The 13,100-nt window shown below is 67.8% G+C and carries 14 protein-coding genes; 8 read left to right on the plus strand and 6 right to left on the minus strand.

Going from position 1 to position 13,100, the window contains the following annotated elements; genetic code table 11:
- Positions 1-22: 22 nt before the first annotated feature.
- Entirely contained in the window at positions 23-1,225 is a 1,203-nt protein-coding gene (locus EDC64_RS16240) for a deoxyguanosinetriphosphate triphosphohydrolase (protein WP_132033273.1), read from the minus strand.
- 76 nt (positions 1,226-1,301) lie between these two features.
- Between EDC64_RS16240 and erpA the strand changes: the two genes are divergently transcribed.
- Positions 1,302-1,652 carry an iron-sulfur cluster insertion protein ErpA gene (erpA, locus tag EDC64_RS16245; RefSeq protein WP_132033275.1) on the plus strand — a complete coding sequence of 117 codons (351 nt, stop codon included), beginning with the start codon at positions 1,302-1,304 and terminating at the stop codon, positions 1,650-1,652.
- 18 nt (positions 1,653-1,670) lie between these two features.
- Here the strand turns inward: erpA and EDC64_RS16250 are convergent, their stop codons facing one another.
- Together EDC64_RS16250 and EDC64_RS16255 are read right to left on the minus strand one after the other, a co-directional pair.
- Positions 1,671-2,807 (minus strand): alginate O-acetyltransferase AlgX-related protein, encoded by a 1,137-nt coding sequence (locus tag EDC64_RS16250; protein WP_132033277.1) that lies wholly within the window; start codon positions 2,805-2,807, stop codon positions 1,671-1,673.
- A gap of 3 nt (positions 2,808-2,810) precedes the next feature.
- On the minus strand, positions 2,811-4,259 hold the full coding sequence (locus tag EDC64_RS16255) for an MBOAT family O-acyltransferase (protein WP_245504745.1): 1,449 nt from the start codon (positions 4,257-4,259) through the stop codon (positions 2,811-2,813).
- Positions 4,260-4,348: 89 nt separating this feature from the next.
- Between EDC64_RS16255 and xth the strand changes: the two genes are divergently transcribed.
- On the plus strand, positions 4,349-5,137 hold the full coding sequence (xth, locus tag EDC64_RS16260; protein ID WP_132033279.1) for an exodeoxyribonuclease III: 789 nt from the start codon (positions 4,349-4,351) through the stop codon (positions 5,135-5,137).
- 52 nt (positions 5,138-5,189) lie between these two features.
- Here xth and EDC64_RS16265 read toward each other — a convergent pair whose 3' ends face one another.
- Together EDC64_RS16265 and EDC64_RS16270 are read right to left on the minus strand one after the other, a co-directional pair.
- Positions 5,190-5,546, minus strand: a complete 357-nt coding sequence (locus EDC64_RS16265; RefSeq protein ID WP_132033281.1) for an argininosuccinate lyase — start codon at positions 5,544-5,546, stop codon at positions 5,190-5,192.
- A gap of 217 nt (positions 5,547-5,763) precedes the next feature.
- On the minus strand, positions 5,764-6,474 hold the full coding sequence (locus tag EDC64_RS16270; RefSeq protein ID WP_132033283.1) for a metal-dependent hydrolase: 711 nt from the start codon (positions 6,472-6,474) through the stop codon (positions 5,764-5,766).
- 176 nt (positions 6,475-6,650) lie between these two features.
- Between EDC64_RS16270 and ruvX the strand changes: the two genes are divergently transcribed.
- Positions 6,651-7,154, plus strand: a complete 504-nt coding sequence (ruvX, locus tag EDC64_RS16275; protein ID WP_132033285.1) for a Holliday junction resolvase RuvX — start codon at positions 6,651-6,653, stop codon at positions 7,152-7,154.
- Positions 7,155-7,268: 114 nt separating this feature from the next.
- Positions 7,269-8,204, plus strand: a complete 936-nt coding sequence (locus EDC64_RS16280) for an AEC family transporter (RefSeq protein ID WP_132033287.1) — start codon at positions 7,269-7,271, stop codon at positions 8,202-8,204.
- 56 nt (positions 8,205-8,260) lie between these two features.
- On the opposite strand, the gene EDC64_RS16285 is transcribed toward EDC64_RS16280, so the two are convergent.
- Entirely contained in the window at positions 8,261-8,704 is a 444-nt protein-coding gene (locus tag EDC64_RS16285; protein WP_207916120.1) for a BA14K family protein, read from the minus strand.
- Between the two features lie 315 nt (positions 8,705-9,019).
- Here EDC64_RS16285 and EDC64_RS16290 point away from each other — a divergent pair, with 315 nt between their 5' ends.
- The 4 genes from EDC64_RS16290 (at position 9,020) to dprA (ending at position 13,100) form a co-directional block, all read left to right on the plus strand.
- On the plus strand, positions 9,020-9,967 hold the full coding sequence (locus EDC64_RS16290) for an aspartate carbamoyltransferase catalytic subunit (RefSeq protein ID WP_132033289.1): 948 nt from the start codon (positions 9,020-9,022) through the stop codon (positions 9,965-9,967).
- Positions 9,960-11,270 (plus strand): dihydroorotase, encoded by a 1,311-nt coding sequence (locus EDC64_RS16295; RefSeq protein WP_132033291.1) that lies wholly within the window; start codon positions 9,960-9,962, stop codon positions 11,268-11,270. Before EDC64_RS16290 ends, EDC64_RS16295 begins: the two co-directional genes overlap by 8 nt.
- A gap of 79 nt (positions 11,271-11,349) precedes the next feature.
- On the plus strand, positions 11,350-11,991 hold the full coding sequence (plsY, locus tag EDC64_RS16300; protein WP_165933798.1) for a glycerol-3-phosphate 1-O-acyltransferase PlsY: 642 nt from the start codon (positions 11,350-11,352) through the stop codon (positions 11,989-11,991).
- A complete protein-coding gene (gene dprA, locus EDC64_RS16305) occupies positions 11,988-13,100 on the plus strand; it encodes a DNA-processing protein DprA (RefSeq protein ID WP_132033293.1) in 1,113 nt (370 codons plus the stop codon). The genes plsY and dprA overlap by 4 nt, the downstream gene beginning before the upstream one ends.

Raw genomic sequence — 13,100 nt, forward strand, 5'->3', positions numbered from 1 at the left:
AGGTGGAGAGGTCTGGGCGCGCCTAACGCAAATCCGGGGTGGTGTCAAAGAAGCGGGCGTGCTGGTCGAGGGCATAGCGGTCCGTCATGCCGGCGATATAGTCCGCAACGCGGCGCGCCCGCTGGGTGCGGTCGGAGGCGTCGAGCCCCATGCGCCAGCCCTCCGGCATGTCGTCGGGCTGCGCCAGAAAATGGCCAAACAGGTCGCGGACCACGCTTTGCGCCTCGTCCATGACGCGCTGGACGCGGGCATGGCGATACATGCGGGCGAACAGGAACGCTTTGATCTGCGCCTCTGCCCGCTGCATCTCGGGCGAGAAGCCGACCACCGGCCGGCCGAGGCACCGAACCGCATCGGCGCTGCCGACGCCCGCCGCCTGTGCCTGCCGGTCGGTTTCGCGCACCACGTCCTCGATCAGGCGGGTGATGACGCGGCGCATGACTTCGGTCGCGACCCGGGCCCGCTCAAGGCCGGGATAGCGCGCCTCCACCTCGACCAACGCCTCGCCCACCAGGGGCAGGCCCGCAATGTCTTCGAGCGCGAAGAAGCCCGCCCGCAGTCCGTCGTCCAGATCGTGGACGTCATAGGCGACATCGTCCGAGACCGCAGCGACCTGCGCCTCGGGGCCGGCGAAGCGCGAGAGTTCGAGGTCCTGCGCCGCCGAATGCACCACCACCGCATGGGGAAGGCCGCCGGCATAGCGGCCGATCCCCCGCCCCGCGGCATCGGTCAAAGGCCCATTATGTTTGGCGATCCCCTCCAGCGTCTCCCAGGTCAGGTTCAGCCCGTCGAACGCGGCATAGCGGCGCTCGAGGCGGGTGACGACACGCAGCGACTGGGCATTGTGGTCGAACCCGCCATGTGCCGCGAGACAGGCGTCGAGCGCGCGCTCGCCGGCATGAGCGAAGGGCGGGTGGCCGAGATCGTGCGCCAGGGCCAGCGCTTCGGCGAGATCCTCGTCCAGGCCGAGCGCCCGCGCCACCGACCGCGCCACCTGCGCGACTTCCAGGGTGTGGGACAGGCGGGTGCGGAAATGGTCGCCTTCATGGAACACGAAGACCTGGGTCTTGTATTTCAGCCGGCGGAACGCCGTCGAATGAATGATGCGGTCGCAGTCGCGGCGGAACGGATTGCGGGAATCGTCGGGTTCTGGGAATTTCCGCCCCCGGGTCTTGAACGGGTCGCTCGCCCAAGGCACACGCGGCCGTCCGCCCGCCACCGCCATAACGTCCCGCCCCTTTAACTTCGCCGCGCGCGCACTTAACTATCATGCCTGATCAGGATCAACCGCCGTTTCCGGGATGTCCGCCGTGGATGCCGCAGCCCAAGCTTCCTTGACCGTCACCGACAATGCCGCGCGCCGCATCAGCCAGATCCTCGCGAGCGAAGCACCCGAGAGCGTGCTGCGCGTCAGCGTCGAGGGTGGCGGCTGCTCGGGTTTCCAATATCGCTTCGACGTCACGCGCGAGCGCGAGACGGACGATCTGGTGATCGAGAAGGCGGGCGCGACCATCGTGGTCGACCCCGTATCGCTCGATTATCTCTCCGGCTCGCGACTCGATTTCGTCGATGATCTGATCGGCGCGGCGTTCCGCATCGACAATCCCCACGCCACCGCCTCGTGCGGCTGCGGCACCAGCTTCGCCCTCTGATCCGCCGCCCGCCCGCCGTCAGTCGGGCGCCGGGAGGTTGAACGGCCACGCATTCTCAAGGCAGGGGAACATGCGTTCGGCCCGCGCCACGATCAGAAGATCCGGCTTGAACTTGCGCGCCTGAGCGAAGTCGAAATCGCACGCGCCGAACGTCGTCTGGCTGAAATGCATCCACCCCGCCTCGGCGACCGGGGTGAAGGCGAACAGATAGGGCCAGGAGCGCACCGTATAGGAATCGCCAATGATCAGGACGCGCGGACCCGTCTCGGCATAGCGGATGGAAAATCCGTTGAAGAGCCGGGATTCGTGGTTGGTCTCGAACGCCTGATCGGACCGCGTGCCGACGGCCTTCAGATGCAGCGCCTGGTTCTCGTCCGGATGCGGCGGCGCGCGCCGGAGGCTGCGGGCGAGGTCGCCGAGCGGATAAGGCTGCATCGGCCCGACGAGTTCGGCCTCGCTGACCTGCCAGTCGGGATGGCCTGCGGCACGCATCGTCGCATTGAAGGCGAGCACCGTGCTGCGGTTGTTCCAGTGGGAATCGTTGACGAGATATTTGCGCGGATCGGGTGAGGCTTTGAGCACGTCCCGCAGATCCACCGCGACGATCCCGCGGGTCTTCAGCTCGTCCAGAATATAGGAATATTCCGTCCGGCGCTGCGGAAGGCGGTCCTGCCATTCCGGCAATTCCCCGACATCCACCGACTGCGCATTGGGCGGCAGCGCGACCACGAGTTCGGCGCCCTGCGGGGCGAGTTCGCGCTTCAGGGCGGTCATCAATGCCGCGAACCGCTCGACCGCTTCGGTCCGGAAAAGAGCACCGGCCGACTGGGCCGGCGCCTCCTGCCCGGCCCAGAACAGCTGACCGTTGCGGCCCTCATAGACCGGCCCGGTCTCCGGCGCGCCCGCCCAGTCGCGGATCTCCCCGCGCAGCAAAGGCAGGCTCGCCCGGAAGCCGAAATTGTCCTGGAGATAGAAGCCGAGCCGCTGAAGCGCGCCATGCGCCTGATGATACCAGGGCGCGTCCGGCGCCTTCTGGCCGCCGCGCCAGATGAAGCGACCCGAGGGGTCGGGGATCAGATTGCTGAGCAGCAGCAGGCCGACAATGCCGACGACGAGAGCACCCATATAGCGGCGAGAGGGGAGCAGCAGCGGCATGGGTCAAAACCGATAATATAGGAACGGAGCGGCCGGGCCGCCGCCGATCCACAGGACGCTGACGATCATGATGGCCGCGACCATGGCATAATCGAGGATGGCGACCACCGGCCGCAGAGCGGGCGCGGTGCGCAGGCGCGGCCATTTCCAGAGCCCGATCAGCCCGCCGACGATCAAGGCCGCCGCCGACAGCGGGTAGAGCCCGGCGCCGATCGCGAAGCTGAACCCACCCACCCCGTTGAGCCCGAACAGGCCGGCGAACATTTCCAGCGCGCCGTCGAAGGTCTCGGCGCGGAACCACACCCAGCCGAGCAGGACGGCGAGGAAGGTGTAGAGATGCGCCACAGCCTTCGGCCCGCGCGCCAGATGCCGGCCGAGAAAGGCCCGCTCCAGCACCAGGAAGGCGCCGTGATGCGCGCCCCAGATCACGAAGTTCCAGCTCGCCCCGTGCCAAAGCCCGCACAGCAGGAAGACCGCCCAGAGATTGGCATAGGTCCGCCCCAGCCCGCGCCGGTTGCCGCCGAGCGTGATATAGACATAATCGCGCAGCCAGGACGACAGGCTCATGTGCCAGCGCCGCCAGAATTCGGTGATGCTGCGCGCGGCATAGGGAATGCGGAAGTTGCGCGGCAGCGTGAACCCGACCATCACGCCGAGGCCCACGGCCATGGCGGAATAGCCGCCGAAATCGAAATAGATCTGGATCGCGTAGGCATAGACCCCGAGCCAGGCGTCGATCAGGCTCGGATTCGAGGTGCCGTCGAACACCGCGGCGACCAAGGGCGCGACCTCGTCGGCGATCATCACCTTCCAGGCGAGGCCGATGGCGAACATGCGCGCCCCGGCCGAGAATCGCCCCCAGGTGGTGCGCCGCCGGCCGAGTTGCCGCGCGACCGTCGAATACCGGACGATCGGACCCGCCACCAATTGGGGAAACATCGTCATATAGAGGATGAACTGGAGCGGATCCCGGTTCGCCCGCACCCTGCCCTTGTAGATATCCGCGATGTAGGAAATCGCATGGAAGGAATAGAACGAGATGCCCAAGGGAAGGTCGAAGTGCGGAACCGGAATGCGCACGTCGAACGGCATCAGAAGCGCGTCGATATTGTCGAGGATGAAGGACGTATATTTGAACACGCCTAGGAGCGCGACGTTGAAGACGACCCCCCACACCAGGACCTTCTTGCGCGCATCACCCACGCGCCCATCGATCGCGAGCGCGACGCGGTAGTTCACGAAGATCGAGAATAGAAGCAGCAGGAGATGCGGGGTATAGCCCGCCGAATAGAAGATCAGCGAGAAGACGACAAAAATCGCATTGCGAGTCTTGATGGTCTTCGCAACAAAATACAGGACCAGGAACAGCGGCAGGAAATAGAAGAGGAACTGGATCGAGGCGAACGTCATGCCGGCGCTGAGGTCCGATGGAGAGGGACCTTGCAATGCCATCCTTTCTCCCGTTCGGCAACCCGACCGGCCGAGGAAGCTTGCGCGCCCGGCCGCTGGCCCTATCGTGGCGACAAAGTCGGAGCCCGCTCATGCGCATCGCCACCTGGAACGTGAACTCCATCCGCCAGCGCCTCGACCATGCCGTGCGCTGGCTCGGCGAGGCCGCGCCCGACGTCGTCTGCCTGCAGGAGATCAAATGCCAGGACGAGGCGTTTCCGCGCGAGGCGTTCGAGGCGCTCGGCTATAATGTGGCGGTGCACGGCCAGAAGGGGTTCAACGGGGTGGCCCTGCTCTCCAAGCTGCCGCTGGAGGACGTCACCACGGGCTTGCCCGGCGACGATCTCGACGTGCAGTCCCGCTTCATCGAGGCGGTGGTCTCGGTGAAGGGCGCGGCGGTGCGCATCTGCTGTCTCTATCTGCCGAACGGCAACCCGCCGGACACCGAGAAATATCCCTACAAGCTAGGATTCATGGCACGTCTGCGCGCCCTCGCCGCCCGGCGCCTGGCGCTGGAAGAGGCCTTCGTTCTCGCCGGCGATTTCAACGTGATCCCGACCGCGATCGACGCGGCCGACCCCGCCGCCTGGGTGAACGATGCACTCTATCTCCCCGCGACCCGCGCCGCGTTCCGCGATCTCGTCCATCTCGGCCTCACCGATGCGGTGCGGGCGACCTCGGATGCGGAGCGGCTGTTCAGCTTCTGGGACTACCAGGCGGGCGCCTGGCAACGCGATCTCGGCATCCGCATCGACCACCTCCTGCTCTCGCCGCAGGCGGCAGACCGCCTGATCGCGGCCGGAATCGACAAGCATGTGCGCAGTTGGGAGAAGCCCTCGGACCATGTGCCGGTCTGGGCGGATCTCGCGATCGCCGCATAGCGGGGCCGCGGGCCGAAGGGCCCGTGCGCCGGAGCGCCGGGCCCCCTCCACGTCACTTGAAGGTGGCCGAGGTGGTATCGGTCTTGCGGTTGTAGCGGATCGTGATCTGCCGCACCGCGCAGAGGTCGATATTGGTCCAGACGGCGCTGGAATCGTCGTCGTCATAGACAACTTTGAGATCCCAGCGGCAGGTGCGCACGCCACGCTCGAAGATGATATTCGACGCCTCACCGTTCTCGAGAATATCCATTCCCAAAACGTCTTCTTCCCAATCGTCCGACTTGGTGGGAGAGACGTAGACTTCGCTGATGTCGTAGCCGGTCCTGTTGACCAGCTCGAAGTTCTGCTTCGCCGCCGCAACCGGACCAGCCCAGGCGACAAAGGCGGCGGTGACAACGCCGACAGCCATCGACGCATATCTCATCTTGGTGACCCCCGATATTTCCCCCGCGGGACTTTAGCGTATGAGCGGAATTGCGCGCGAGCTCAATTGCGGCATGTTGGCAGGGGACCGGAGAACCCGGCCGGGCAAGAGAAAGTGCCCCGGAAAAACCGGCAGGCCGGGCCTCGCGGCCCGGCTTTTATGAATGGACTCTTATAAATACGTTCGCAGAACCCGACGGACCTCAGATATCGAACGCGACGCCCGGTTTCGGGACGACGACCTGTGTGGTGTGGCCCTCCAGGGCCGCGACGAAGCCGGAGGCATCCTTCGCGAGCGGCGGAAAGGAGGCGTAATGGCACGGCACCACGGTCTCGACATTGAGGAAGCGCCGCACCGCAAGTGCCGCGGTCTCCGGTCCCATCGTGAAGCGGTCGCCGATCGGCACAAACGCCACCTTCGGCTTGTGGATCTCGCTGATCAGCGCCATGTCCGAGAAGATATCGGTGTCGCCGAGATGCCAGATCGCCGGCTCGCCGGGGGCCTTGACGATCAGGCCGGAGGGATTGCCGAGATAGACCGGATTCGCCCCGCCGCCGCCGGAAGAATGGTCGGCCCGCACCATGGTCACGGTGAAGCCGTCGAGCGCGATGGTCCCGCCGGTATTCATCATCTGGAGGGCGTCGAGGCCTTCGCCGCCGAGATAGCCGCAGATTTCGGCGTTCGCCACCACCGGCACCGTACGCCCCGAGCCTGCCGCCTGCTTCACGATCGGCACCGTGTCGCCGAGATGATCGCCATGGCCGTGGGTGAGGAGGATGTGGGTCACGCCGTGGGCGGCCTCCTCGACCGAGCCGGTGAAGGCCGGATTGCCTGTGAAAAACGGGTCGATCAGCACCACTTTGCCGGCGAATTCCAGCCGGAAGGCCGCGTGTCCGTACCAAATGATCTTCATGAGCGGTGCCTCTTATGATCTGCAATGGGGCTGCGGCGGGAGCATGCCGAAGCCGCTCCCCGAGCGCAACGCAGCCCGGCGATATGGCGTCAACGCCGGATTCAAGACCGGAACGCCGCGCACCCATCCACCGTTCCGATCTCGCCGCCGCGTGCACGGCGTGATAGCGAGGCGGGATGAATTCGGCCGCCCCCGCCCTCGTCCTGCCGCTCGCCGAACTGGCGCCCCATTTGCCGGAACGCGGCACCCTGATCGGCCTCGATCTCGGGACCAAGACCATCGGGGTCGCCGCCTGCGATCCCGACCGGCGTCTCGCGACGGGGGTGGAAACGGTCCGCCGGGCCAAATTCACCGCCGATGCCGCGCGCCTCGTCGCCTTGGCGGGCGAGCGCAAGGCGGTCGCCTATGTGCTCGGCCTGCCTTTGAATATGGACGCCAGCGAAGGGCCGCGGGCTCAGGCGAGTCGTGCTTTCGCGCGCAATTTCGCCCGGTTGTCCGGACTGCCGATCGCTTTGTGGGACGAGCGCCTGTCGACGGCTGCGGCCGAGCGCGCCTTGATCGCCGCCGATATGAGCCGCGCCCGCCGGGCGGAAGTGATCGACCAGCACGCCGCGGCCTACATTCTGGACGGTGCCCTCACCTTCCTGCGGCGGAGCGCGGTGCTGCGGGGCGAAGCATGAACGCCCCTGAAATCGCGATTCGCGCTGCTTCCGGTCCCCACCCGTTCCCCCTCGCTATCCTTCGCCTGTCCCGTTACGGGACGAACCTGCCCCCTCTCAGCCCGTAAGCGAAAAATGTCGGCGATCCTCAACGCCTTGGTGCCGGTCACCTTGGTCATCGTGCTCGGCCTCGTCCTGCGCCGCACGCTCCTGCGCGAAACGAGCTATTGGTTCGGACTGGAGCAACTCACCTATTTCGTCCTGTTCCCCGCGCTGCTCACCGTCTCGGCCATCAAGGCCGACCTGTCCAAGGTCTCCTTTGCGGGCGTCGTCGGCGCCTATGCGCTGATGCTCCTTCTGCTCGGGGCGGCGGTGCTCGCGCTGCGCCCCGTGCTGCAGCGGCGAATGGGGGTGGACGGCCCCGCTTTCACCTCGCTTTTCCAAGGCGTGGTGCGCTGGAACACCTATCTCTCGCTCGCCATCGCAGACGGTCTGTTCGGTGCCGAAGGCGTGGCGGTGGCAGCGGTCACGCTGGTCTGCCTGATCCCGATGGTGAACGTGATGGTGGTCGGCGTCCTGGCCCGCCATGCCAGCGCGACGCCCCGCATGTCGGGGATCGTCCAACAATTGGTGCGCAACCCGCTGATCTGGTCCTGCGCCGCCGGGATGGCGATCAACCTCTCGGGCCTTCCCGTTCCTGCCGCCGCGATCGAATTCGGCGAAGTCCTCGGCGCCGCCTCCCTGGCCACCGGCCTCCTGGTCGTCGGCGCCGGACTGTCTTTGCGCGATCTGGTGCGGCCTCGACCGGTCACCTTCCTCGCCACAGGCCTGCAATTGCTGGTGAAGCCGGCGGCGACCTTCGCCATCGGCTTCGCCTTCGGCCTGCGGGGAATGGAACTGACGGTGATCACGCTTCTGGCGGCTGTTCCGTCGGCGCCGACCGGCTATGTCCTGGCGCGGCAGATGGGCGGCGACGCCCCTCTGCTCGCCGAAATCCTCTCGGTCCAGATCGTCGCCGCCGCCGTGACGCTCCCGCTGGTGGCGATTACGGCCACGGCGCTCGGCGCTTGACGGGCGCGATCACGGGTCGGACCGGTCGCCGGACCGCCCGTGGCTTGGGGCGGCGCTCAGCACGCGCCCCAATAGCCGAAGCCGCGATCGTCGGTCTCGTGCCAGCACCGGGCCGGCGCCATATAGGCGCGCGGCGGCGGGGCATAATAGGTCGGTGCCGGCGCGTAATAAGCTGGCGGGGGCGCGTAATAGACCGGCGGCGGGGGGGCATAATAGACCTGTGGCTGGGAGGCCGCCGCGGCAAGCGCCGCGCCGCCGATAATGCCGGCCGCGATGCCGGCGCCGACCGCCGCACCATTGTTCCAGCCGCCGCAATTCCAGCAGCCGCCGCGCCAGCCGCCCGGGCCCCAATAGCCGACATTCACGACGTTCGCGGATGCCGCCGGGGCGACCGACAGGGCACCGGTGCCGAGCGCGGCGGAAAAAGCGGGGGACATGCCGGCGGTGCCGAGCGCCGCGACGAAAGCGAGGGCCGCAAAGCTCTTCGTAAGGATGGCCATGATTCAAGTCTCCGATGACCCGTAGGCGGCCTTTACGTCTCCGCCGCGGGCCCTGTCCCGTGCAGGATAGAGGTTTCCGGACGCTCCGGCACCACGCCTTCTCTCTGCTCCGACGAATATCTTTATAGTCTACTGAATAGGATCTGAACCGAATGAGGCCCTGCGGTGGAGGCACGTCCCACTTCGTGGCGACATTTGGCTCTGTTCATCCATTCCGGCCAATTCCGGCGGAAAGATGAAGAAAACTCCGAATGCCCCCGCTTCAGTTCCGCGCTTGCCGGGGCGGCCTGTGTTCTTTAAAGCCTCGGGCTTGCCATGCATGCGCCCTCCGCCTTCACCCTCGAACGCCGCGACCTGATCGGCATCGAGGGCCTGTCCGCCGCCGAGATCCTCGGCCTTCTGGATTTGGCGGAGGAATTCGTCGATCTCAACCGCCAGATCGAGAAGAAGCGCACCACTCTGCGCGGACGCACCCAAATCAATCTGTTCTTCGAGGCCTCCACCCGAACCCAGGCGTCGTTCGAGATCGCCGGCAAGCGGCTCGGCGCCGACGTCATGAACATGTCGGTCGGAACCTCCTCGGTGAAGAAGGGCGAAACCCTCATCGACACCGCGATGACGCTGAACGCGATGCATCCCGACATTCTGGTCGTGCGCCACCATGCCTCCGGCGCGGTCGCTCTGCTCGCCCGCAAGGTGGATTGCTGCGTCGTCAATGCCGGTGACGGCGCCCACGAGCACCCGACCCAGGCGCTTCTGGACGCGCTCACAATCCGCCGCAACAAGGGCCGGATTCAGGGGCTGACCGTCGCCATCTGCGGCGACGTCCTGCATTCCCGGGTCGCGCGCTCCAACATGCTTCTGCTTTCGACGCTCGGCGCGCGGGTGCGGGTCGTGGCGCCCTCCTCGCTGCTGCCGGCGGGCATCGAACAATATGGCGTCGAGGTTCACCGCTCGATGGAGAGCGGCCTCGCGGACGCCGACATCGTCATGATGCTGCGGCTCCAGCGCGAGCGGATGGCCGGCTCCTTCATTCCCTCGGTGAAGGAATATTTCCATTATTTCGGCCTCGACGAGGCCAAGCTGCACCATGCCAGGCCCGACGCGCTCGTCATGCATCCGGGCCCGATGAATCGCGGCGTCGAGATCGATTCCGCGGTCGCCGACGGTCCACGGTCGCTGATCCGCGAACAGGTGGAAATGGGCGTTGCGGTCCGCATGGCCGTCCTCGATGCTCTGGCGCGGAAGCTGCCCAATGCGTGAGACCGGACGCGCCGTCCCTCCCCCTTTGATGCTGGTTCATGCCCGCATCGTCGATCCCTCGCGCGGCTCCGACTTCCACGGCGACCTCTTCGTCTCCGACGGCATCATCCGGGACGCCGCCTTCGGTCTGGCGGCCGGCGGCATTCCGGACGGTGCGGAGGTGGTCGATTGCCGCGGCGCGGTGGTCGCGCCCGGCCTCGTCGACATGCGCGCCTTCATCGGCGAACCCGGCGCCGAGCACCGCGAGACCCTGGCGTCCGCGAGCCACGCGGCGGCGGCGGGCGGGGTCACGACCATCGTGTGCCAGCCGGATACCGATCCGCCGGTGGACGATCCCGCCATCGTCGACTTCATCCTGCGGCGCGCGCGCGACACGGCGGTGGTGCGCATCCATCCCATGGCCACCGTGACCAAGGGCCGGCGCGGCGAGGAGATGACCGAGATCGGCCTGCTCCAGGCCGCCGGCGCGGTGGCGTTTACCGACGGCGCCCGCTCGCTCGCCAGCGCGCAGGTGCTGCGCCGCGCCCTGACTTATGCCCGCGATTTCGACGCGCTGATCGCCCATCATACCGAAGACGCCACGATGTCCGTGGGCGCGATGAACGAAGGCGCCTTCGCCTCCCGCCTCGGCCTGCCGGGCATTCCGAAATCGGCCGAGACCATCGTCCTCGAGCGCGATCTGCGGCTCGTCGCCGGAACGCGCGGGCGCTATCATGCCGCTTCTCTGACCTGCGCGGAATCGCTCGACGTGCTTGCCCGCGCCAAGGAACAGGGCCTGCCCGTGAGCGCCGCCGCGAGCATCAACCATTTGTGCTTCAACGAGCGCGACATCGGCGAATACCGGACCTTCTTCAAGGTGTCCCCGCCGCTGCGCGCCGAGGACGACCGGCAGGCGCTGGTGCGCGCTTTGGCCTCCGGCCTGATCGACGTGGTGGTCTCCGACCACAACCCGCAGGATGTCGAGGTCAAGCGCCTGCCCTTCGCCGAGGCCGAGCCGGGCGCCATCGGCATCGAGACGCTGCTCTCCGCCGCGCTGCGCCTGGTTCATTCGGACGAGGTCGACCTCGTCAATCTGCTGCGGGCGCTTTCGACCCGCCCGGCCGAGCTGCTCGGTTTGCGTGCCGGCACGCTGCGCCCCGGCGCGCCGGCCGACATCGTCGTGTTCGACCTCGACCAGGCCTGGGTGCTCGATCCCGCCCAGCTCAAATCGCGCTCGCGCAATACCCCGTTCGACGAAGCGCGCATGACTGGGCGCGTCCTTCGCACCCTCGTTGCCGGCCGGACGGTCTACGAATACGTTTGAGACGGGATCCGGTCCGGCGGTAAACTGGCACTGCGAGGCCGGTCCACCGCCTTCCCTCCTATTGCCGCCGGCGCCTGACATGACCTCTTTGTCCTGGTCTCTCTCTCTTCCTCTTGCGCTCGCGGCGCTCGCCGTCGGCTATCTTTTCGGCGCGATTCCGTTCGGCATTCTGGTCACGCGGATGGCCGGCACCGCCGATCTGCGCTCGATCGGCTCCGGCAATATCGGCGCCACCAACGTCCTGCGCACCGGCCGCAAGGACCTCGCCGCGCTCACGCTGCTCGGCGACGCGCTGAAGGGGACCGCCGCGGTGCTGATCGCGCGCGCCGCACTCGGCGAAGAGGCCGCGCTGGCGGCGGCGCTGGGAGCGTTTTGCGGCCATCTCTGGCCGGTCTGGCTGGGGTTTCGCGGCGGCAAGGGCGTCGCGACCTTTCTCGGCGTGACGCTCGCTTTGCTCTGGCCGGCCGGCATCGCCTTCGCTCTGGTCTGGCTCGCCATCGCCGCCGCGACGAAATATTCCTCGCTCGCCGCGCTCGCCGCCTCGCTCGCCACCTGCCTCGCCGCGGCCGCGCTCGGCGCCACGCCGACCGCGCTGCTTCTGGCCGTGCTGACGGCCCTGCTCTGGCTCAAGCATCGCGAGAATATCGGCCGCCTGATCGCCGGCACCGAATCGCGCATCGGCGGGAAAGGCGGTCCGAAAGCCGGCGGCCCGGCGGCATGACCCGGCGGGGCGCGCGGCTGACCGATGCCCAGCGCCTCGACTGGCTGCGCCTGATCCGCACCGAGAATGTCGGCCCGCGCACCTTCCGCGCCCTGATCAACCAGTTCGGCGGCGCCGCCGCGGCGCTGGAGGCCCTCCCGGGCCTCGCACGCCGGGGCGGACGCCACGCCGCGCCCCGGATTCCCAGCCTGCGCGAGGCCGAAGAGGAATGGCACGCGCTCGCCGATCTCGGCGGGCGGTTCGTCGCGACCACCGACCCCGATTATCCCCCCGAACTGCGCGGGATCGAGGATGCCCCGCCGCTGCTGGCGGTGCGCGGAACCGAGACCGCCCTCGCCGCGCCGAAGGTCGCGATCGTCGGCGCCCGCAACGCCTCGGCCGCCGGACGCACCATGGCGGGGCGCCTCGCCCGCGACCTCGGCGCGGCGGGTTATGTCGTCGTGTCCGGCCTCGCCCGCGGCATCGATGCGGCGGCGCATGGCGCGAGCCTGCCGACCGGGACGATCGGCGTGTTCGCCGGCGGGCTCGCCCGCCCCTATCCCCCGGAAAACCTACCCTTGATCGAAGAGGTCGCGCAGAGCGGCGCGGTCGTCTCGGAAATGCCGATCGCCTGGGAGCCCCGCGCCCGCGACTTTCCCCGCCGCAACCGGCTGGTGTCGGGTATGGCGCTGGCGGTGATCGTGGTCGAGGCCGCGGAGCGCTCCGGCTCGCTCATCACCGCGCGCTTCGCCGGCGAGCAGGGCCGCGAGGTCTTCGCCGTCCCCGGCTCGCCCCTCGATCCGCGCGCCGGCGGCAGCAACCGCCTGTTGAAGGACGGGGCCGGTCTCGTCACCGAGGCGGCCGACGTGATCGAGGCGCTGGCCCCGTTGCGCGCCCGCGGCCCGTCCGACGAGGTGGAGGCGCCGCCGCCTCGGCTGGATCCTCCTGCCGCGCCGCCGGATACGGTGCGCGGCCGGGTCGTCGAACTTCTGGGTCCGGTCCCGACCTTTCCGGACGATCTCGTCCGTCTCGCCCGATGCACCGCAGCGGAGGTGCAGATCATCCTCCTGGAACTCGAACTCGCCGGGCGCCTCGAACGCCACAGCGGAGGCGCCGTCTCCTTGAGGTGA

This window comes from Aquabacter spiritensis (assembly GCF_004346185.1).
GTDB classification, from domain to species: domain Bacteria; phylum Pseudomonadota; class Alphaproteobacteria; order Rhizobiales; family Xanthobacteraceae; genus Aquabacter; species Aquabacter spiritensis.